20 protein-coding genes are annotated in these 21038 nt (G+C 44.5%); 14 read left to right on the top strand and 6 right to left on the bottom strand.

What is annotated here, in order from left to right:
* Positions 1-575: pectate lyase family protein (locus GRP75_RS09065; RefSeq protein ID WP_483311086.1), on the bottom strand; the 575-nt coding region annotated here is incomplete at its 3' end.
* Positions 576-936: 361 nt separating this feature from the next.
* Between GRP75_RS09065 and GRP75_RS09060 the strand changes: the two genes are divergently transcribed.
* A complete protein-coding gene (locus GRP75_RS09060) occupies positions 937-1674 on the top strand; it encodes a cyclase family protein (protein ID WP_023989797.1) in 738 nt (245 codons plus the stop codon).
* Positions 1675-1825: 151 nt separating this feature from the next.
* Here GRP75_RS09060 and GRP75_RS09055 read toward each other — a convergent pair whose 3' ends face one another.
* Entirely contained in the window at positions 1826-2239 is a 414-nt protein-coding gene (locus GRP75_RS09055) for a DUF4183 domain-containing protein (protein ID WP_160789125.1), read from the bottom strand.
* A 447-nt stretch (positions 2240-2686) separates the two neighbouring features.
* On the opposite strand from GRP75_RS09055, the gene GRP75_RS30280 reads away from it, so the two are divergent.
* The 3 genes from GRP75_RS30280 to GRP75_RS09035 all read left to right on the top strand — a co-directional run bounded on the left by GRP75_RS30280 (position 2687) and on the right by GRP75_RS09035 (position 4997).
* Entirely contained in the window at positions 2687-3319 is a 633-nt protein-coding gene (locus GRP75_RS30280) for a DUF4183 domain-containing protein (RefSeq protein ID WP_160789124.1), read from the top strand.
* 437 nt (positions 3320-3756) lie between these two features.
* Positions 3757-4341, top strand: a complete 585-nt coding sequence (locus GRP75_RS09040; RefSeq protein WP_068942082.1) for a TetR/AcrR family transcriptional regulator — start codon at positions 3757-3759, stop codon at positions 4339-4341.
* 74 nt (positions 4342-4415) lie between these two features.
* Complete coding sequence (locus GRP75_RS09035; protein ID WP_160789123.1) at positions 4416-4997, top strand: NAD(P)H-dependent oxidoreductase; 582 nt, start codon at positions 4416-4418, stop codon at positions 4995-4997.
* A gap of 150 nt (positions 4998-5147) precedes the next feature.
* Here the strand turns inward: GRP75_RS09035 and GRP75_RS09030 are convergent, their stop codons facing one another.
* Together GRP75_RS09030 and GRP75_RS09025 are read right to left on the bottom strand one after the other, a co-directional pair.
* A complete protein-coding gene (locus GRP75_RS09030; protein WP_028542202.1) occupies positions 5148-5477 on the bottom strand; it encodes a hypothetical protein in 330 nt (109 codons plus the stop codon).
* Between the two features lie 281 nt (positions 5478-5758).
* Entirely contained in the window at positions 5759-6952 is a 1194-nt protein-coding gene (locus tag GRP75_RS09025; protein ID WP_068942084.1) for a glycoside hydrolase family 5 protein, read from the bottom strand.
* Between the two features lie 339 nt (positions 6953-7291).
* Between GRP75_RS09025 and GRP75_RS09020 the strand changes: the two genes are divergently transcribed.
* From GRP75_RS09020 to GRP75_RS08975, 10 genes are all read left to right on the top strand, one after another.
* Entirely contained in the window at positions 7292-8314 is a 1023-nt protein-coding gene (locus GRP75_RS09020) for a substrate-binding domain-containing protein (RefSeq protein ID WP_160789122.1), read from the top strand.
* A 329-nt stretch (positions 8315-8643) separates the two neighbouring features.
* The gene (locus tag GRP75_RS09015) at positions 8644-9888 is read left to right on the top strand and encodes a PTS ascorbate transporter subunit IIC (RefSeq protein WP_226887745.1); all 1245 of its coding nucleotides are present in this window, start codon (positions 8644-8646) and stop codon (positions 9886-9888) included.
* 89 nt (positions 9889-9977) lie between these two features.
* Entirely contained in the window at positions 9978-10319 is a 342-nt protein-coding gene (locus GRP75_RS09010; protein WP_023989787.1) for a cupin domain-containing protein, read from the top strand.
* Positions 10320-10543: 224 nt separating this feature from the next.
* The gene (locus GRP75_RS09005; protein WP_028542207.1) at positions 10544-10987 is read left to right on the top strand and encodes a HEAT repeat domain-containing protein; all 444 of its coding nucleotides are present in this window, start codon (positions 10544-10546) and stop codon (positions 10985-10987) included.
* Between the two features lie 213 nt (positions 10988-11200).
* Positions 11201-12193: a Gfo/Idh/MocA family protein gene (locus tag GRP75_RS09000; protein ID WP_160789121.1), complete on the top strand. Its 993-nt coding sequence runs from the start codon at positions 11201-11203 to the stop codon at positions 12191-12193.
* Positions 12194-12471: 278 nt separating this feature from the next.
* Positions 12472-14238 (top strand): cache domain-containing sensor histidine kinase, encoded by a 1767-nt coding sequence (locus GRP75_RS08995; protein WP_160789120.1) that lies wholly within the window; start codon positions 12472-12474, stop codon positions 14236-14238.
* 2 nt (positions 14239-14240) lie between these two features.
* Positions 14241-15041, top strand: a complete 801-nt coding sequence (locus GRP75_RS08990) for a response regulator (protein ID WP_023989783.1) — start codon at positions 14241-14243, stop codon at positions 15039-15041.
* Between the two features lie 137 nt (positions 15042-15178).
* The gene (locus GRP75_RS08985; protein ID WP_160789119.1) at positions 15179-16522 is read left to right on the top strand and encodes an extracellular solute-binding protein; all 1344 of its coding nucleotides are present in this window, start codon (positions 15179-15181) and stop codon (positions 16520-16522) included.
* Between the two features lie 25 nt (positions 16523-16547).
* The gene (locus GRP75_RS08980) at positions 16548-17429 is read left to right on the top strand and encodes a carbohydrate ABC transporter permease (RefSeq protein WP_039273005.1); all 882 of its coding nucleotides are present in this window, start codon (positions 16548-16550) and stop codon (positions 17427-17429) included.
* Positions 17430-17484: 55 nt separating this feature from the next.
* Positions 17485-18366, top strand: a complete 882-nt coding sequence (locus tag GRP75_RS08975; protein WP_013311404.1) for a carbohydrate ABC transporter permease — start codon at positions 17485-17487, stop codon at positions 18364-18366.
* Positions 18367-18829: 463 nt separating this feature from the next.
* Here the strand turns inward: GRP75_RS08975 and cdiI are convergent, their stop codons facing one another.
* Both cdiI and GRP75_RS08965 read right to left on the bottom strand, forming a co-directional pair.
* Positions 18830-19216: a ribonuclease toxin immunity protein CdiI gene (gene cdiI, locus GRP75_RS08970; RefSeq protein WP_076157516.1), complete on the bottom strand. Its 387-nt coding sequence runs from the start codon at positions 19214-19216 to the stop codon at positions 18830-18832.
* A gap of 23 nt (positions 19217-19239) precedes the next feature.
* Positions 19240-21038 (bottom strand): CdiA family toxin C-terminal domain-containing protein (locus GRP75_RS08965; protein WP_160789118.1); only part of this gene is annotated, 1799 nt, incomplete at its 5' end.

The raw sequence follows: 21038 nt of genomic DNA, 5'->3' as shown, positions 1-21038 counted from the left end.
GCATCCTGGAATTCGATATTACGGATAATAACGTTGTCTGTCCCTTTTTTTAGTTGGAAGTTTGCGCCATTAATGACCGCGTCGCTTCCCAGACCGACAATCGTAGTATTGGACGGAATTTCAATGACGACACGACTGGCCTGATTTTTTTGTGAAGCCTCACGTGCCTTTTCCAATGTGCCAGACGGGGCCTTTTTACCCCATGTGGACGGGTCATACGCTTTTAGGTAGGCGTCAAACTCATATTTAGAGTCCTTGTAGTCGTTCAATCCCAACGGTTTATTATTGTCATCGACGTTGGCGTTGATCGTGCCTTTGACATAAATGATTTTAGGCGTACTATTGCTGTTTTTGCCCAAAGCATCGACAAGTTGCTTGCGATTCGTTACGGTGAAAATATTGGAAGAAGAGGCTGCAGCTCCGCCCGTTGTGCCTGTAGAAAAGGCTGCCCATCCGTTTTTGCTGCCGAGCGTCTCCTTGCCAATATCGCTGGCTGCATGAGCAGGTGCACCTATAGGAGCCAGAGTAGTGAACAGCAGAGCTGCCGCGATTCCGAGCGAAAATCTCTTTTTCATAAAATACCTCCGTATATTGGATTAATGGAGTAGATGAACGAAGGGAGTCCCGGGGCTCCTGTGGTTTCTACATTTTCTATCATACTTTGTGTTCCAGTATTTGTTAATATAATAAAAGTTACATACTAAAATTTTTGTCGAATTTTTTATATAATTCAATAGACCCCTTCTTTTTCCAATCAAGACGTATATGTAATAATGAAAACGTTAACAATCACACGGAATAGGAAATGTATATATGAATATATGGAATTGTTTTTGTATTTTTTCCATAATGTTAACGATTGCATTTCGATTTATAGATTTTTGAAGAATCCTCAGGTAAAATGGCTTGTAATAAAGCTGAGGAGGAATGGGCATCATGGCAGAGCATTTAGCAGATATCTTGAAGTTGTTGAAGCAAAAAGAGTGGGTGGATTTGTCCCACGCTTTTTATCCTGAAATCCCTCATTTTCCAGTATTCGATAATGTTCAGGTGGATACCCTGTTTACCCACGATGATGGCTTTTTTGTAAAACAATACTGCTTTCCCGGTCAGTATGGGACTCATATTGACGCACCCGTTCATTTTGTGAAGGGCAAACGGTACTTGCATGAGCTTTCGTTGAAGGAGCTGGTTTTGCCGCTAGTTGTCATTGACCGTTCAGCAGCCGTTGCAGCCAATTCTGATTATGAACTTACGGTTGCGGATATTTTGGACTTTGAGAAAGAGCATGGACGCATTGCTGATCAGTCCTTTGTCGCTTTTCGCAGTGATTGGAGCAAACGATGGCCTGATTCCGATGCCTTCTCGAACAAGGACGACGCCGGAGATGCACACTGCCCGGGCTGGTCGCTGGAGGCGCTGCGCTTTTTGGTAGAAGAACGGAATGTGGCTGCCATTGGGCATGAAACGCTAGATACCGATTCCTCTGTAGCCTATCGCAAAGCTGGCAAGCTGGTAGGGGAATATTACATATTGGAGCAGGATCGGTATCAAGTTGAAGTGCTGACGAATTTGGATAAGCTGCCCCCGACGGGTGCGGTCATATATAATATCGTTCCGAGCATTCAAGATTCCCCCGGATTTCCGGTGCGCTCCTTTGCTATTTTGCCTTAATCATACAGTATCCAGTCATTTGAAAACGATTATATAATCTAAAAGACCGATTCAGATATCGACATCTGAATCGGTCTTTTCTAGCTTATACGGGGTAATGTACAGCGTGAATGACCGTTCAGTCCAACTTGAATCAAAAATATGAAAAGTGTTAAGTGATAATAGTGACGGTAGGCGCAGAGATGGTAGGCTGAGTCGCGATAATGGAAGTTGTGCCGCTAAAATCTGTTATTTCTATAACAACTGGGACACCTGGTGTAATATCTACGGAGGCAATGACCAGACTTGCTGTGGTGAGGGTGAATAAGGAGCTCTGCTGAATAACTCCGTTAATATAAAAATTAGAAGAATCAGTAGCCGTTAATGTTGGTAAAGCAACAACTGGAGCATCTGCGTCATCAACAAAGCTTGCGGCAGGAACAGTTGTTGTTGTTGCGCCGATCATCCCGGCTGTAATTGTTGCAAAAAAACGAGTCACGGCTGGGGTTACAGTCGTGGTTACGGCACCACCAGTTGCTACGGGAGCAGTAGCTACTGCTGTATATACAGGTTTTATGATTGGCATGGTTCTTATCTCCTTTCTTTGTGGTATGAACCATTTTACTGGCTCTTAATTAATAAATGATTTTTTAACCTATTCGGTAACGGCATATTAACCTTTCTATTAATAATAGGGTAAATGGAGAAGGCCCTATTTTGCTACAAATATAGATGGAAGCGAATACTTGGAATCTGAAGGTTACAAATGCCTAAAACCCTAAAGGGGGATGTGCATACACTACATAAATAAGCATGTGAGAAGGAGGTGTATACGGCTGGTATGAGGAGACGCGATTCATCACTAAGGAGGCTAGGAAAGAGGACCGTACATTACAAGATCAACAAACGTAAAAAGTGTAAAACAAGTTATTCATTCAAAGGTAGAACAAAAACGGGGTTCCATGCCAAAAAGCATCCAAAGCTAATCATGCAACGGAGGTGCAGAAATACTCCTAGCAAGCGGAGGAAGAGCATGAGCCAGACGGGAAAGCGAGCTGCACCGGGTTCGGCAGGAGCACAAGGCATTCCCGGTTTGACAGGGGTACAAGGTATTCCAGGTTTAGCAGGAGCCCAAGGTATATCGGGAACTGCGGGAACACCGGGAGTCCAAGGAATACCAGGAATACAGGGTCCAGCAGGAACACAGGGAGTGCCAGGAGTGCCAGGAGTGCCAGGTCCGGCTGGAGTCCAAGGAAGTCCAGGTGCAACAGGAGTACCCGGCCCTACTGGAGCGCAGGGCATAGCTGGTCCTACTGGAGCCCGAGGTATAACAGGGCCAACCGGCCCGGCACCTGACATTTCAAATATTGAAATTATACCCATAGCTGAGCGGTATTTTTATCTTGCACCTGCTACAATTGAATCTTCAATCACGATAATGGCGGATCAATTTTCTGTAGATGGTGTACAGGAGGCCTTTAAGCGTTTTAATGTCGGAAGCAACAGCTATGCCAATCTATACATTAATGGAATGATACAAGAAAGCACATTGTATAGCCTAACACCTTCATCGCTGACGATTCGCCTTAACGAAGGAGAGGCAATTCTCTCCGGCACACCTATTATTGTGGAAATTGTCCAATTTAGTGTGCGATCCAGTGGATGATACTGTTTGCGGTGAGGCAACCCAGAGGCAGATACAGCTGTTTCTTGGGGCAACGAGCCTTTGCACCCGACACGCCAAAGCTGAAGATCGGCTTTGGGGCCTTGGTCATGGATGGCTTGTACGACTTTTTGCAGCGGGGAAATGTGCTCGTCGCTCCATATCCAAGACTGCCTGAGTCTTTTCCCTGCTGGGTGACTGCATGCACCTCAAGCATAATGAGTCCCACCTATCCTAGCACCCGTTTTATTCGGTTACATATCTTTTTTATATGAATAAAATGGGATGATGAACGTATTATTTAGGGTATTTATGATTAATCGCTTATAAAACATGGTTTTTAGGTTTAATTCAATATATTTCAAATGAAAGTATGAAGACAGAATGAACCTGCATAAATATAATTTGCATTTTAGTTAGTTATCACTTACTATAAGCTTATGAATAAGAAAACACATGTAGACAGCAAAAAGAAAGATATTCTGCAGGCAGCAATGTGCTTATTTGCAACCAAAGGAATTGACGGCATTTCAGTCAAAGAAATTGGAGAGGCTGCCGGTGTGACGGATGCCGCGATTTATAAGCATTTTAAGAGTAAAGATGCGATGGCCTTGGAAGTATTCGGGCAATATTGTAATAGCTACACCACATTAATTGACTTCTATCGCAAGCAGAGTGGGAACTTCGTTAGTCGTTTCCATCAACTGGTGGATGAAGTGCTGAATATGCATGATGAGGACCAGTATGGTTTGCTTCTACTATCACAGCATCATGAGCTGTATGTTGAAGCAAGTCAGAGCCAGAATGTGCGTCAGCCGCTGGAGGCGTTGACTGAATTCATCGAACAGGGGATTCAACAAGGTGAACTGCCGAAGCAGGATGCTCTGCTATCCGGTGTGCTCATCATTGGAGCCATTACACGCTTGTCCGTGTCCAGCCTGGAAGGTGAACTTCCACAGCAGTTGGTTCCATTTGCAACAGAGGTCAAACAACGTTTAACTGCTTTATTAAGTAAAGGTCAGTAGTGACCTTTTCTTTTTAAATATAAAGTTAGTGTCTTCTAACTAAAATCATAATATGAAGGTAGGAAGTGGTTTATATGTCTAAAAAAATATTGGTGATTCAAGGGAATCCGGTCGCTGGCAGTTATGGGGAAGCGCTGGCTCAATCCTATGTAAAAGGAGCGAAGGCTGCAGGGGCAGAGGTTCGTTTGTTGCAGCTATCCGCGTTGGACTTTAATCCAAATCTATTAGGTGGATATCGTAATAAATTGCCGCTGGAACCTGATTTGATCCAAGCACAGGAGTCGATTAAATGGGCAGAACATCTCGTTTTTGTCTTTCCGATCTGGTGGGGCAGCTTGCCTGCATTAATGAAAGGATTCATTGACCGTACCTTTATGCCGGGGTTTGCGTTTAAGTATCAAAAAGGAAAACCTCTGCCTGACAAGCTTCTAAAAGGAAGAACGGCCCGCCTCATTACAACGATGGACGGTCCGCATTGGTACTACCGATTTTTCCAGGGACAGCCTGTACATCGGATGATGAAGGATTCCACGCTGCATCTATGTGGTGTCAAACCGGTGCATTCTACTGCGATTGATCTCATGAATAAATTATCGGATCAGCAGCGCAACGATTGGCTGAGCAAGGTGGAGCAGCTGGGGCGAAACATGAGCTAGGTTTTCACCTGCCTGCCCCGAATTCATTGGCCTACAGGTAAAATGATGGTGGTATCCGATCATAATTGACCTGCGAAAAGGAAAAAGACCACAATGGGAGCAACTGGCTCGCATTGTGGTGTTCGGAATAGCTTATGTTTGCAATCAACGTTATATAAATATCGATGCAACGATTAAAATAAATCCGATCGCCAGACCGGCAGGGCCCCAATAATGCATAGGGATAAAAAACAGACTGTGCTGGGTTCCCATTCGATAGCGTTGCCCCGTTTCCATATCAACTAGTACTTTGTCCGAGTCAGCGTTAAGCGCTTTTCCCAAATACCAGATAATAACTCCCGACACAATGAACACAAAAGCCATCGGCAGCCGGGAATCTATGGAGTCAAGTCCTAGAGCGGATACTAAACTCCCGACAATAACAAATAAAATCCCTGGAACAACGATGTTTAAAATACCAAAACCCTTCCAAATAATCACATGAAATCTTCCTTCCTGAGTTCAAATCCAACATATGTATTTATCGGTTAAAAGAGAGATTTAGTTTACAAAATGCCCCATTCGATGGGAAATTTACAATGTATAAAACTGGATAGAAGGCGTCAAGAAGGAGAGGAAAACATGTACACACGTGGAGTGTAATCCTGGAGGTTTGCAGGTATCACAAAAAAAAGCCGTTTCTCCACATCTTCATAGCCCAGCATAATCTGGCCTGAAGGAGGAAAATCGGCTTTTTCAATAAGTGAAGTGAAGCCCTGTGCCTATTCGGCGGTTGCTTTCGCTTGTTCTGCTACGAAAACAACAGGCTTCATAATCCGGCTCAGCATATCCTGCTTCGGACGATTCCAGGTAACCCAGTCGTCCAGCAGCAGACCGCCTGTGTCGCCGCTATTCGGATTCAGGGACCAGTACGTAAAGTACAGGTTGTTGGCACCAATATAGTCTACGAGTGCATTTTGCCATTTCCCCTCAGTAGTAGACAAATCAACATTACGACCGCCGAATTCACCGACCAGCACCGGAGCTATGTTTTGCTTGCTGATGTAGCCCCAGGTTTGATCCCAGATCGCTGGCAGGTTGGACGGGAAGGCCGGGTCGTTGAACCATGGCTGCGAAGACACACCAGGGCCGTAATCATGAGGAGAATATACGACACGATTCGGTACGTCCAGAACGACAGGATAGTTGGCTACACCTGTCAGGTTGCCACCCCACCAGTATTGGCTATTGTTGCCTTGTACATTGTGGTCTACACCTTCTACGAGAATCAGCCAATTCGGATTCACGGACAGAATCGCATTCCCTGCACGTTGTGCCGCCAGACGCCAGTCTGTGGAGGCATTGCCTGTGCCCCAGCTTGCTTGACCGTGTGGCTCATTGTGTAAATCTGCACCAATGACGGTAGGGTTGTTTTTATAACGATCAGCCAACATTTTCCAGTCGCTAATCCAGCGAGACTCAGGGTACTGGGATGTGTACCACAGCTCGGATTGCCCACCTGAGCTTGGACGGTGACGGTCAAGGATAATCTGAATACCGCGTTGTCCAGCTTTTTCGATCAGCTTGTCCATAATTTGAATCGGAGTTAATCCGACCAGGTCAGGGTTTTTGTGATAATCAATACTGTCTGGACGGGAACTGGAATCGAATAACTGATTGCTGTAAGGCAGACGAATCAGATTGTAGCCTTCTTTCTTCACCTGATCCAGCATGTCGTCCATTGAGCGGCTCCACAGTCCATGCAAGGTGTAATTAGGAGTTTCCAGACCGAACCAGTTCAGGCCATTAAATGCCGCTTCTTTCCCGGATTCGTCTACAATCTTGTTTCCTTGGGTGTGATAATATCCTTTCACACTGGCTGCATCTACTGAAGCGGGAGTATAGCCATACAGTGTGAAGCCCATTACGAGGGAGGTAATGATGAAAAATGTTTTTTTCAGTCCTTTTTTCTTCATAATTCTGCTTCCTCCTTTATTTAAAAGAAATTGTAATCGATTACATTCTCATTTTATGTTCAAATCTTCCATCAAACAAGTTCATAAAATTCGTATATTTCTAAGATTTCGTTCGAATTCAATAGATTCGTAACAACGGATGGTTAAGCTAAGTGTCCAGCATTTGTGGGGGCGGTTATATATGAGGTGGAGGGCACGCTCTAACTCCTCATTTATTATATTTTCCTGCTGTAAAAGAAGGTATATAATAAAGTGAAATTCACTTTACATACAGGTTGCAGAATATATATATTTGAAAATTAATACGCCTGACATGCAGAAAAAGAAAGGAGGGTAATTATGGTAACAACGATGAAGGAAGTTGCAGAACGTGCCGGGGTGTCGAAGAGTACAGTTTCGCAGTTTCTGCAAAAGAGATACAACTATATGAGTGAAAACACTAAGAAGAAGATCGAGCAAGCGATTGAGGATCTCAGTTATATACCTAATGAGGTGGCACGTAGTCTCAAGCAGAAGAAGACCTTCATTGTGGGGGTTATTTCTTCAACCATTTTATCGAGATTTACAACAGAAGTCGTGCGTGCAATTGAAGATGAATGCCAACTGGAAAATGTCCAGGTCATTGTCTGCAATACCGATGATGATTCGCTCAAAGAGAAAAAGTATGTCCAGTCGATGATTGCTCGGCAAGTGGATGGACTTATCATTTTCCCGACGGAAGAGAACAAGAAATTATATGTTTCCCTTGCCAAGAATGGCTATCCTTTCGTGTTTGTGGACCGAAAAATCGATGAAATCAGTGTAGACACAGTGCTGTTGAATAATGAAAAGGCCAGCGAGCTTGCGGTTGAAGCACTCATTGAGCATGGTCATAACAACATTGGGATTATCACGTTCCCCTTAGGCAAAAAAGCGATCACCACACGAAGTGAGCGGCTGTCAGGTTATCGAAATACGTTGGGCAAACATGACATATCAGTGAATGAAAACTATATCAAAAGCGGCAGGTTGGATGAAATGCCTAATCTGATTGGACAACTATTCCATATGGAGCATCCGCCCACCGCAATCATTGCTACGAATGACATGATTTTGGAGCAGGTGCTGATTTATGCAAAAAATAATCATCTGACCATACCTAATGATTTTTCCTTGATTGGCATAGATGATGTATCCTTTGCATCTTTTTATAATCCGCCGATCACAACCGTTTCCCAGCCGAGTTTTGAAATGGGGAAAAGAAGTGCCAGGCTACTGCTGGAGAAAATTGATCAAAAAGAACAGGATCATGAGGAGCTGTCAGAAATCATCCGAATGAATCCGGTCATTAACCACAGAGAATCTGTCCAAAAACTGAACTGAATGATTGAATAAGTCCTTTTCATCTTTTTGAAAACGTTTTTATAAATTCTATTGTAAAAAGAAAATAAAGAGCTATAATGATCTTATGATTCGAGTCATGAATACCCTTTCATTTATGTATGTCCTGATTTTAGTGATGATTGCGATTGAAGAGAGGGGAGGAATGGAAACTTAAACGAATAATGTATGGAGTGAGTTGTGAATTAATTCACAAAAAAATGATTCTGCTTCTTTTTACATTCCCGAGAGGGAAATTTTTTTCGAGTATTACTAAATCGATTTAGTAAGAATGGAAAATAAATAAAAGAAAGTCGGAGATCACTATGGAAATGTTTATGAGCATTATCAGGGAGCCATCCATCATTATCGCGATTGTGACATTACTCGGCCTTATATTCCAGAGGAAGAAAGTATCAGAGATCATTACGGGAACTACCCTTTCTTTTATGGGCTTCACCATGATCAAGGTCGGCGGCGGAATTTTAGGTGGCGTTCTCACTAACTTCAGCCAAATTTTTTCTTATGCCTTCAACCTTAAAGGTGTCGTACCAAGCAATGAAGCCATTATGGCACTGACCATTGATCAGATCGGGGCGGATGCTGCACTCATTCTGCTCTTTTCCATGATCCTTAACATCGTGCTTGCACGCCTGACCAAGTTCAAGTACATTTATTTGTCTCTTCACTTGATTTTGTTTATGAGCTTTGCCGCTACAGCCGTTATGAAAGGTCTGGGTCTCAGTTCGCTAACTACGATTATCGTCGGTTCTTTGGTAATTGGGAGCTATATGGCGGTGTTTCCTTACCTACTCCGGAATGCCAGCAAAAACATTATTAAATCGGATGAATATACGATTGCTCATGCTTCCATGACCTCTTACATTCTAGGTACCTATTTAGGGAAAGTTTTTGGCAACCGTGAAAATGACACCGAAAATGTAAAAATTAATGACCGCATCAGTTTTTTGCGCGACCCCAATGTTGCAACGACCTTGACGATGCTTGTGCTTTTACTGGTATCTGGACTGGTTGCTGGTTCTGATTATGTCAGCAAATTATCGGATGGCAAAGAATACATCGTCTTCATCCTCGAACAGTCAGCTATTTTTGCTGCCGGCTTGTATATCGCAAAAGCAGGTGTTAAGCTGTTCACAACTGAAATTGTACCCGCTTTCAAAGGTTTCTCCCAAGTGTTTGCACCTGGAGCAATCCCTGGTGTGGATGTTCTGGTACTGTTCGACAAATCACCCAATTCCGCGTTGGTAGGCTTCTTGGTCAGCTTCTTCACAGGCGTTGCCTGCGTCTTTCTTTTCCCGTTTATCGGATTGCCTGTCATTGTGCCAGGGATCATGGCCTGCTTCCTCGCTGGTGGTGCAGCCGCGATATTCGGCAATTCCAGCGGTGGTTTCAGAGGAGCTGTTATTTCCAGTTGTCTTAATGGATTCTTGCTCTGTCTGCTGCCGGCTCTCACCTTGCCGCTCTTTTCTTTTTTGGGTGCCGAAGGGGTAACGTTCGCCGATCCCGACTTTACTACTCTTTCTGGAGTACTTTGGCTTATATTTCGCTGGTTTTAAACTAAATCGATTTATGAATTTTTTCAAAATAACTTATCTAAATCATTTGCGTCTAAATCATTTGTGCTTAAAAAGAGGAGGAATTATCCATGTTTTTTAACGATCAAGATATTCAAATTGATATCGTTGACAGTAATACCACCCGGAAAGTGCTGGCCCACAGTGACCAGCTTATGTATGTCAAAGTGATGTTTGCTAAAGCCCAAACAGGGGAGATCCTGTTGCATAAGCATGTCCATGAACAAGTCACTTATGTAATAAAGGGAAGCTTTAAGTTCATGATCGATAATGGCGAAACAAAGGAAGTGCAGACTGTCAAAGAAGGAGACAGCATCCATTTTCCATCCGATACTCTTCATGGCTGTATCCCACTGGAGGATGGCGGTATTCTGCTAGATGCATTTACACCAGCACGTGCAGATTTTCTGTAAATTCCCCTTTCAAAATACGGTTTATCTACCCCGATATCTGGAGGAATTTACGATGCCTTTCAGCGGCAGACAACAGAGGCGAATGAATGCCTTCTGACCATGTTATGTCCGATACATTTCTTTTTATCTTTTTTTAGAAGAAGACCTGCAAGTATGTTATATTTAACAAACGGCAATCGTGATGAACAGTAATATAGTGATTTTTAGAAAAGGATGAGATGATTTTGGAAAACAACGAAACTCAGCAAGAATTTGCAGATGTATATGAGCAGCTTAAAGTAGCTGCAAACCGAACCTCCGATTGGAAAACACGCCTAGCCGCGGTAAATGATCTGGGTGCATGGAAGAACCAGCAGACGATTGACTTGCTGACACACCGTTTGAATAATGATACGGTATATGCCGTTCAGGAAGCCGCTTACCGCAGACTTCAGGAATGGGGCGAGAATGTACAGCCGCCTGTGCGCAAAGAGGGTGAGCTTGTTAAGGGCCTGACGAAGATTCTGGTGCGGATTAAAAAAAGCTTACCAGCCGACCATACCTATAACGATTTTCGCGAAAAGTTGCACAAGATGAGAGTCGATATTTATGACATCTATGAAGGTGACAAGGGTGCTGAATTTGATCAGTGGCTGGAGCAAAAATGGGCTTCGTTATCTACAAGGTAATGTCTGAACCCTGTAATTGAATGTATTTTTAAGGATTGTTGCTGGTGATACAGACAGAGCCTTAACAAGGATAAGGGATTATCTTTGTTAAGGTTTTTTTATCTTGTTCTCCTTAAGAATCATGTCCTTTATCTTTATGCCACTGTATATATACTTCGGCAATATGGTACGATGGGATCGGATTATTTTAGTGTGTACATGGGAGGGACTAACATGAGCAAGGCGAGGCTGTGTTTTATCGGGGCGGGCTTTCACGCTTCAACGAATATATATCCTGCTGTCATTGGGGCAGGTGCTGAAATTCAGGCGATTGCGACTAGAGATCTAAGCAGATCGAAGACGGCACTTCAGCGGTTTGGAAGCAGTGGCACACCTTATGACAATTACAAGGCTATGCTGGAGCAGGAAGACTGTGAAGGAGTTGTCGTGATTGCACAAGCGGCAGATCATCCTTCGCTCGTACTGGACTGCATTAAGGCTGGAAAACATGTTTTTGTAGACAAGCCACTGGGCTGGAATGCCGAGGAAGCGGCCCAAATTGCAGATGCGGCAGAAGCAGCGGGTGTCGTACTGATGGTCGGTTTCATGAAGCGTTACGCGCCTGTATACATAAAATTAAAAGAATTGATTGAGGGTGGCTCGCTTGGAGCCGCACGCTCATTTCAGGCGAAATTCCTCGTGGACAGTACCCTGTTTTGCAAAACTGGCGAAGATTTCATGAAGCTAGCGGCGGTTCATATGGTCGATCTGGTACGTTATTTGTTCGGAGAAGTGGCGCAGGTTACCGGATTTGCGAACGATAACGGCGAGTGTATTTCCCATACGATTGCCCTGAAATTTGAAAATGGTGTAGTGGGTAGCCTATACTTCGCAGGTATGACAGCATGGACACGCGAGAGCGAAGGGTTCACGGTAACCTTTGATCATGGTTTTGCGAACGCGGATGAGGTGAATACACTGATCATTCACAAGTCGGAGAGTCATACAGAGCTTCCTTGGAAATCCCTTGCGGAAAACGATACGGTTCTGACACCGTCAGCCTCCGCGATGTCGGGCGGATACCGTGATTTGTACTTGCGCGGTTTTGTTGGTGAAATCGCACATTTCATGAACTGCTGCCAAGAAGGACGGACGCCTGGTTCAAGTGGACGGGATAACGTGAAAACGATGGAGCTGTGCGACCGCATTTTGGCTGCGCTCCAATAGGATACCCATTTCATATACAAGTTTCGGAGCCTGGACGGTACCTTAGTTTGGGTGATTTGAAAGAAGCTTCGGTGTAACTGGTCAGTAGATGGCTCCTGCATTTGTCGGGAGTCATTTTTTTCGTTTACCCTACGACCTTTCTATTTCATAGCATTCCTGCCCATTTTGATTAATCTCTGCTGAAAATATGCCAACAAAGACGAACGATGCGATAGAATAGGAAAAGGAAAGCGTTATCATCACCCATTTTTCTGCGATGGTTCAGGGGGAGAAGGCTTATGCGTTCAAGGTCAAGGTTTCAGCCATTAAACACATTACGTAATCAGATTTTTATCGGATTTATACTGGTGATGCTCATTATGATGAGTGTGGCGGGGGCGTTCATTTATCTCAATGTGTCTCACCTGTTAAAAGACAGTGCCGAGCGGCATATTGGTCAGACTGCGGTACAAGCAAGCGGTAGGCTGGATGCATTAATCGGCCAGATGGATAGCTTGACGGAGCAGGTCGCGAATCACCCGTCTGTTCAGCATATTCTGCTGGAGGAGCGCAACGGGGTCAAGGTGAATTTCGGACAGCGTCAATCACTACTGCAAGTGATGCATAGCTATCAGGCATATATGCCGAGTGTCGGCTCACTGGAGCTGTATACCGCCGAAGGAAAGATGTTGTTTCCGATTAGAGAGGGCAGTCTGGAGGAACGTATTGGACAGGCAGACATCCGAGAAGCGAATCAGATGAAAGGAAGACTGGTCTGGATCGGCATTGATCCCGAAGACTCCCGGTCACTGCTGGCAATTCGGCAGGTGAGCCTGGTGGATCGCTGGTTCTCACGTGGAGGGTACTTGATTACCCGTATGGAGCGAAGTTATTTTGGGCTGAATGGTGCGACAGCGGTCAATGAAGAAGCGGATGAAACTATGCTGCTTGTAGATCGACAAGGCCAGCTGCTGTCGGGTGAACCAATGAACCAGACGGATTTGTCAGGTGTACTGCATAGCAAGACACAGACGGTTCATATTGGGGAGCGGGAATATGTGAAGGCAGTTCAGCAGTCGGAGCGGACGGGCTGGTCGCTGCTGATCCTGATTCCGGTTAGTGTCGTCACAGACGGAATTACGGTTTTACGGACTACACTTATCATTTCCGCGTCTCTTGGTGCCGTGCTATTCCTGTTCATGTCCTTTATGTTGTCTACGTTGATTACCAGACCGATAGGTCACTTGATTCAGGCGATGCGTCGTTCACGGGAAGGGGCATTGGCACTGAATCCAGAACCGGCAGCAGCGGTCGAGCTGCGAGAATTGAACGCAGAGTACAACACAATGATTGTCGATATCAATGAATTGATCCGTGTTATTTGCGAGAAGGAGGTTTTACAAAGCCAGACCGAGCTTAAAGCTCTGCAGGCGCAGATCAATCCGCATTTTCTTTTTAATACGCTGGATGCTTTCAACTGGTCGCTACAGGAGAAGGGAGAAGAGGAGCTTGCCGGGCTGATGGTGTCCATGTCGCGGCTGTTTCGTTATGTTATCGAACCTGCTCACCATGACTCTTGGGTGACACTCGGGGAAGAAATGGCGCAAATCCGTCGTTATCTGGAACTGATGGAGATGCGTCTGGGTGAACGTCTGAGCTGGCAAATTCATATGCCTTCGGAGGCAGCCAGAATTCCGCTTCCTAAACTGCTGATCCAGCCTATTCTAGAGAATGCCATTTTGCATGGTGTCGAAAATCGCATCGGCAACGGCCGTGTTGAAATTAGTGTCACTCCTTCGACCAGATCGGGTTGGACCAAGATCGCGGTCATAGATAACGGACCTGGAATGACACTGGAAGAACTTGCAGCTGTGCGTACAGCGTTGATGGGGGGAGCAGCCTGCCAGAGCAAGGGAACCGGTATGGGACTAGTGAATGTGCAGCGCAGGCTTGCTCTTTATTATGACAGCGCATCTTATTCAACGGATGGTGTGCTGATACATAGTGCTGAGCAGGAAGGAACAGTGGTCGCTTTTGAAATTCCTGATGAATATGGAGGGCGGTAGGAATGAGTGTTTCATCCAAAACCATTGTCATTGTAGACGATGAACAGCGAACACGTCAGGGGATACACCAGACACTGGAGCAATGGGCCGCCGGGAAATACCGGATTGTAACATTCGATAATGGTTTGGAAGCATTAAATATACTGCGAGCGGAGACAGTTCATCTGTTGATTACGGATGTCCGGTTGCCGGAATTCAGTGGGCTGGATTTAATCCGCTCTCTGGAACGGGATTCACGACGACCAGCGATCATTGTCATCTCGGGTTATGCGGAGTTTGATTATGTCCAGCAGGCTCTTCGTCTGGGAGCCGTCAATTATTTGCTCAAACCGATTGATAAGCAGGAGCTGCTGAATGCGGTCAATGAAGCGCTTCGGCTGGAAGAGGAGCGGCAGCGGTACGAGAAGCTGGACAAGCTGGCTGACCCTGTTCTGCTAGAGCTTGATCTCCAGGCAACTACTCTTAGTGATCCGGTACGACGTGCCTTCACCTATATGGCGGAGCATCTTCACGAATCCATTACGATGGCGCAGACTGCCGCGCATTCACACCTGAATGCGAGCTATTTTAGTGTTTTATTCAAGGAGCAAAGTGGTTTGTCCTTCAGCGAATATCTGCATCGGCTGCGGATCCAACGGGCTAAGGAGTTGCTGCTGCATACTCAGTTAACGATTGCCCAAATCGGCGAGCGATCAGGCTACCGAACAGATAAATATTTTATTAAAGTATTCAAAGCGACCGAGGGGGTAAGTCCCAGCCGCTACAGGCAGCAGATGCGTACAGGGCCGGAGAATATCGACTGACGTATAGGCAGATCAAACCCAATAAAAGTGGAATTATACCCAATGAGCGTACCCTGTTGGAAGCAGGAATGGAGTGCTAAACTTACAAATGATAACGGTTACAAAAAAATATAAATACAACAAACGGAGGTCTAACGATGTCCAACAAGTATGGTTTACGTAAGCGCTCACATCAAAAATGGTTTGCTGGGTTGACCCTGCTGCTGTCATTCATGCTGGTGCTATCCGGTTGCGGTGCTGGTAAGGATGGTAAAGGCGGTTCCAGTGGAGAAGGGGGAAAGGTTACACTCAAAATGATGCACCTGTGGCCAGAGGGAAGCTCGGCACAGCAGAGCAAGCTTGTGACTCAGATTATAGATCAATACCAAAAGGATCATCCGAATGTCGTCATTCAGCAGGAAGTGCTGGAAAATGAACAATATAAAAACAAACTCAAAGTGCTGTCAGCTTCCAATGAATTGCCGGATATCGGAATTACCTGGGCAGCGGGCTTTATGGAGCCTTACGTTAAAGGTGGATTATTTACACCGATGGATGACCTGTTGAATGGTTCCAAGCTGAAGGACAAATTCGTACCGGGAACGACCGAAGCTTATGCGCTGAATGGCAAAACGTATGCGCTTCCGATTGAATTGAATATTACACCTATTTATTACAACAAAGCCATATTCCAAAAATACAACTTGAAGGTACCTGCGACATTTGACGAGTTTAAGCAGGTTGTGAAAACACTTACGGATCATGGAGTTGCACCGATTGCATTGGGCAATAAAGACCGCTGGACCGGCTCGCTCTGGTACATGTATCTGGCGGACCGTATAGCGGGTAACGAAACGCTGAAAAAAGCGATTGACGGTTCAGGATCGTTCGATGACCCTGGTTTAATTCAGGCGGCCTCCGAAGTCCAGACGCTTGTGGATATGAATGCCTTTAACAAAGGATTTAACGGCTTGTCCAATGATGAGGGAAAATCCGAGTTTATGAACGATAAGGCAGCTATGTATTTGATGGCTACTTGGGAATTGCCGAATTTTACGACCAATCCCGCAATCCCACAATCATTTAAAGATCAAATTGGCTTCTTTAAATTCCCGATGGTTGCAGGCGGCAAGGGCAACGAGAACAGTTGGGTAGGAGGTCCGGGAGTAGGCTTGTTCGTTTCGGAAAATTCCAAGGTGAAAGAAGAGGCCAAAGCGTTCGTTGAATACTTCGTAGTCAAATGGGGAGAACAATCGGTCACACAGGCAGGCGTTATTCCGGCGACGAAAGTGGACACCTCCAAAGAAAATTTGCCCAAGCTGTATGTCGATTTGCTGAACGGACTGAATCAAGCTAGCAGCATTACATTGTTCGCCGATGTACAGATGAAGCCGAATGCAGCGCAGGTGCATTTGAATATGATTCAGGCGTTGTTTGGTAAAGCGGTGACACCGCAACAATTTGCCGAGCAGCATAAGGCTGCCATCGAGAAAGGAAATTGAAATTGAATCCTAAGGAGGCCCGAACGTGGAAAAGGTCATGTCCAATAAGCTTGTCATTGCTCTATATGTATTGCCTTCTCTGCTGCTGTTATTCGCCGTAATATATGTACCCATCGTACTGACCGGCTATTACGGCCTGAATCAGTGGAATGGAATCGGCTCTATGACTTTTGTGGGACTGGACAATTATCAACATTTGCTCACAGACAGTGCATTCTGGCAAAGTGCCTGGCATTCGCTGCTGTTGGCCTTGTTTTCAGGCATCAGTCTGATCGGTTATCTGGTCATTGCGATGATTTTGTCAGGAAAAATCAAGGGAGCGAATCTGCTGCGGAAAATTTATCTGATTCCCATGCTGTTGTCATCTGTAGCGATCGCACAGCTGTGGCTCAAAATGTATCATCCAACGAACGGAGTGTTCAATTCCATACTGGCGTCGGTCGGAGTCCACAATCCGCCTGAATGGTTAGCTAATCCGTCCTTGGTGCTGTTTGCCTTGTTCATTCCGATTATTTGGCAATATGCAGGCTTTTATATCCTGATCTATTATGCCGGGCTGAAAAACATTCCTGAAACGCTGATGGAGGCTGCCCGGATCGACGGGGCCAGTGCCTGGCAGATTGCGACTCGTATCAAATTGCCCCTGCTGCGCGAGGTGATTAACGTTACGATCATATTATCGATTGTCGGCTCGCTCAAATATTTTGACCTGATCTATGTCATGACGGACGGTGGACCGAATGGAGCCAGTGAAGTGATGGCCTCTTACATGTACCACCAGGCATTCCGCAGCTTTGACTTTGGATACGGCAGTGCTACAGCCTTTGCCCTGCTGCTCATCTGTCTAATCGCTACGTGGCTGATCCGCAAGGTTACGGCCACAAGTGACACCATCCAGTATTCATAATCCAGTCATGCAAATAGATGAGGGTAACAAAGGACAGGAAGAGGGAGGAACGGATATGAAAACCCAGGCAGCCGCCAACTATCCGCTTGGAGTCGCTACCCGCGGCAAAATGTTAACTCGGGTCGGTTATGCCGCTTTGTATATCATTTTAATCATCTTGGCGGTGACGCAGCTTTTACCGCTGGTGTGGCTGATGCTGTTCTCGCTTAAAAATAATCAGGAAGTGTTTAACCTTCCGCCGTTTGCACTCCCGTCCCAGCCGCATTGGGAGAACTATATGAATGTGTGGACCAGCGGCAACATCGGGCGGTACTTTTTCAATAGTGTGTGGATTACGGTCATATCCGTGGCGTTGACGGTGCTGCTAGCCAGCTTTGTAACGTTTGCTATTACGCGTATGCGGTGGAAAGGAAGCCAACTGGTCCTCGGGCTCTTTATGGTCGGACTGATGATTCCGGTTCATTCCACCTTGATTCCGTTGTTCAGTATGTTTCTCAAACTGCATTTAACAGACACTTCACTCTCCATCATCTTGTCGTATGTTGCCTTTAATCTGCCGACAACGATGATGATCTTGCTGGGCTTCTATTACGCCTTGCCCCGTGAAGTGGAAGAAGCGGCCGTTATGGACGGCTGCTCCGTCAACCGGATGTTCTTCCGAATCGTGCTGCCCATGACAACCCCCGTCATGGCAACGACATCTATTATTAACATGATCTATAACTGGAATGAGTTTATTTTCGTCAATACGTTCATCAGCTCGGACGAAAACAAAACACTGACTGTAGGCGTCCAAAACTTTATTGGACAATATACGACCGACTGGGGAGCTATCGGAGCTACGTTGATGATCAGCATTTTGCCCATTTTGCTCGTGTTCCTCATCATGAGTGACCGAATTGTGGAAGGGATCGCAGCCGGGTCAGTTAAGGGGTAAAACAAATTCCCCAGATTAGAAGAGTGCCCCCTAGTGTAGACATTGGAACAGACCTCTTGGTTTGTCCGATGAATGCTAGGAGGTGCTTTTTTATGCGAGTCTAGTTTGAGTCGATGGGAAATACATAAATGAAAGTAGAAAATCTATAAGTTTAAGTTTTTCTGAAAATAAATGATGAGCAAACATGTTGATATTTATGATGCCGACCAATTGTGAATCCATCAGAGATTATGATGTGGTTGGTAACTCTGATAGGGGGATAGCAAAGCTGTATTATTTATATAGGAATTGGGACTTATTCTGCTAATTGACTGCTTATTTTTAGCATAAAAAGGCACATTCCTACTCGTATCTCAAGTGGGACTGTGCTTTTAAAAAGGCTATCAAGTTTGTGTTAAGTTTTTAGTGTTTGGTTTGTTGTATTGTGCGATCTTGTTGTTGGGTGTGTAAACATCCTATTGTTTTAAGCGTATAAATTTAACTTCTCCTTGATTTGAGCTAAACAACTTTCAACTTTAGCGACATTCTGGGAATGTCTTGAAAGATACTCCTGAGCTACCTTAACTAAATACTCAAAAAACATCTCATAATCCACAATTGCATACACTTCTACACTAGTTACTGGCGGAGTTGTTGTGAAATTTACTCCACTATCTCCAAAGTACTCTTCATCATTTGGAGTGCATTCAGTAGCAAAATAGCAGCTAGTATAACCAATACCAAATCCTTTACCCTTTGTAAATTCATTTAGAGCTTCTAAAAAATAACCGTCCCCTAAAGTACCGTAGTATGCCTCCATATTCTTAATTTTTTCCTGAACATCTTCTACATAATATATTTCATCATCCATCTTATTCATTCCCTATCTATTAATTAATTTTTCGGAATCACAGGAAAAAAGTTTGTTATTTCTCCAGTAGCTTTATCCCTGTAACCTATAAATTCCAGTTTTTTACCGTCAACTTCAGCATATCCAACAATTTCATCAGAAACAGCATTTGGTCGTGTGTCTATTTTTATTTTATTATTTTGAATTCCCTCTTCCATTGCCTCTCTCCCCAACTTAAGCATCTGTTCATCAGAGAGTAGTTTCGGATCGTATACAGTTTTTGGATTCTTATACTCTTTCCACTGACCAGTAAAGTTTCCTTTTCCACCATTAGCTAAGCTCATTCCGTCATAAACAGGGAGTTTGTATTTAACCTCATAAATTCCCGGAATATCTGGATGTGGCGTTTTTATCGCAGCTTGATTAATATTCTTAACTTGATCGCCAAAGTTGTCTAAAATATACCGCTCAAAGTTTTCAAGGTTGTGGCCACCTTTTATTCCTATAGTTGGTTTTGCTTTAAACCCTTTCACTTCAATTAAATGATCATCATAACCTGATTTATAATTGACTCTAGCATTAGGAGCTTGTGACGTCTCCTTAGTGTCCTGCGATTTAACAATTTCTTTTTCCTTTTTTAAATATTCTTTTATATTTGAGGATTTTCTTGTATTTGTACTCTTAGCTACATTATATATGACCTTCTTTTGAATTTTACTATTTTCTTCTCTAGTTGCCTTGGAGGCAGTCTCTCGTAGCGTTTTCCTTGCCTGTTGATCCTGTTGTTTATATTGGTTTTTCGTTGTTAACCTTTCATTTGGTTGTGGTTTGTAGCCTTTGGTTTCAAGAGTTTGGTTATTTTTTGGGTTAGCTATGTTTTCTCTAGCTTCTATTTGTTGTCTCGCTAATAATTCCTGGACTCTTACTTTTGCACTTACTCCAGAAGAAATATTAAAGAACCCTTTTCCTCTACCCAGTTTTGAAAGTATCCCCTTTAATTCTTTAGTATGATCAATCCCCCCTCGACCACCAAACATAAGAGGGTTTTCTGTGATAATAGCATAGAACATCCATTTCTTCTCTTCTTCAGATACTCCTTGCTTCCTAGTTAGCATGAAGAAATCGCCGGGATAATTATGTTTCCATTCACTATAGTATTGGCGATCCGGTTTACCGTCACGAGTACGTACAAGACCATCTTCTCCTCGATAACTCCCCGGTTTAAGTTTGGGTGTAAAGTCTTCGGTATATGCTGCCCTAAGATAATCCTGCCAGATTCTTTCGTAGTCTGCTTCTGTCAGCTCTGGTGGCGCAGCTTCTTTTTTTGCTTTAAGGGCAGCTTCAGTTCTAGCTTTTTCTTGTTCTTTATATTCCCTCAGCATTCTATCTTTAACACTTTTAGGTACCTGTTGATAGGCATGAACCATAGTTTTTGATGCTGACAGCAAGTTTTGAATCAGCTCTAATGGGCCACCGGAATGCGCTATATGACGTGCGCTTGTATACACTTTTCCTAGAATCCATTTGCTATAGTAGGCATGTCTCGCTTGCTCATGCTCGTATTGAGTAATCAACCCTTGCACTGCTAAACCAGCCAAGTGTTTCAACGGATGAATGCCGTTCCCCTTACCGCCTCCAATCGTAGGGGTTCCTTTGCTCCGAACAGGGATCACTGCGGTTGCTTTCAGAATCACACCCGCCGCAGGTCCACTTAGCGCTCCCGCAACAACACCAGCCACTTTTCCCATCACTGGAATGGAGCCTAATAGCTTGGACACCGTACCCAACAAAGAGTTGGCCTGTTGAAGTGCAGCCGGACTTGTTACTTTGGCGGTAGGAGTGC

Source organism: Paenibacillus sp. OT2-17 (assembly GCF_009827695.1).
GTDB classification, from domain to species: Bacteria; Bacillota; Bacilli; order Paenibacillales; family Paenibacillaceae; genus Paenibacillus; species Paenibacillus polymyxa_B.
The sequence above is the reverse complement of the archived record's forward strand: the minus strand, read 5'-3'. Positions and strand labels throughout refer to the sequence as shown.

What these genes read in the sequence shown, in the direction of transcription:
- GRP75_RS08985 (WP_160789119.1), top strand. Translation starts at nt 15,179, where the DNA reads ATGTCCAACAAGTATGGTTTACGTAAGCGCTCACATCAAAAATGGTTT.
- GRP75_RS09035 (WP_160789123.1), top strand. Translation starts at nt 4,416, where the DNA reads ATGTCTAAAAAAATATTGGTGATTCAAGGGAATCCGGTCGCTGGCAGT.
- GRP75_RS09055 (WP_160789125.1), bottom strand. Translation starts at nt 2,239, where the DNA reads ATGCCAATCATAAAACCTGTATATACAGCAGTAGCTACTGCTCCCGTA.
- cdiI (WP_076157516.1), bottom strand. Translation starts at nt 19,216, where the DNA reads ATGGATGATGAAATATATTATGTAGAAGATGTTCAGGAAAAAATTAAG.
- GRP75_RS09040 (WP_068942082.1), top strand. Translation starts at nt 3,757, where the DNA reads ATGAATAAGAAAACACATGTAGACAGCAAAAAGAAAGATATTCTGCAG.
- GRP75_RS08995 (WP_160789120.1), top strand. Translation starts at nt 12,472, where the DNA reads ATGCGTTCAAGGTCAAGGTTTCAGCCATTAAACACATTACGTAATCAG.
- GRP75_RS09015 (WP_226887745.1), top strand. Translation starts at nt 8,644, where the DNA reads ATGTTTATGAGCATTATCAGGGAGCCATCCATCATTATCGCGATTGTG.
- GRP75_RS09010 (WP_023989787.1), top strand. Translation starts at nt 9,978, where the DNA reads ATGTTTTTTAACGATCAAGATATTCAAATTGATATCGTTGACAGTAAT.
- GRP75_RS09020 (WP_160789122.1), top strand. Translation starts at nt 7,292, where the DNA reads ATGGTAACAACGATGAAGGAAGTTGCAGAACGTGCCGGGGTGTCGAAG.
- GRP75_RS09025 (WP_068942084.1), bottom strand. Translation starts at nt 6,952, where the DNA reads ATGAAGAAAAAAGGACTGAAAAAAACATTTTTCATCATTACCTCCCTC.
- GRP75_RS09060 (WP_023989797.1), top strand. Translation starts at nt 937, where the DNA reads ATGGCAGAGCATTTAGCAGATATCTTGAAGTTGTTGAAGCAAAAAGAG.
- GRP75_RS08975 (WP_013311404.1), top strand. Translation starts at nt 17,485, where the DNA reads ATGAAAACCCAGGCAGCCGCCAACTATCCGCTTGGAGTCGCTACCCGC.
- GRP75_RS09000 (WP_160789121.1), top strand. Translation starts at nt 11,201, where the DNA reads ATGAGCAAGGCGAGGCTGTGTTTTATCGGGGCGGGCTTTCACGCTTCA.
- GRP75_RS30280 (WP_160789124.1), top strand. Translation starts at nt 2,687, where the DNA reads ATGAGCCAGACGGGAAAGCGAGCTGCACCGGGTTCGGCAGGAGCACAA.
- GRP75_RS08990 (WP_023989783.1), top strand. Translation starts at nt 14,241, where the DNA reads ATGAGTGTTTCATCCAAAACCATTGTCATTGTAGACGATGAACAGCGA.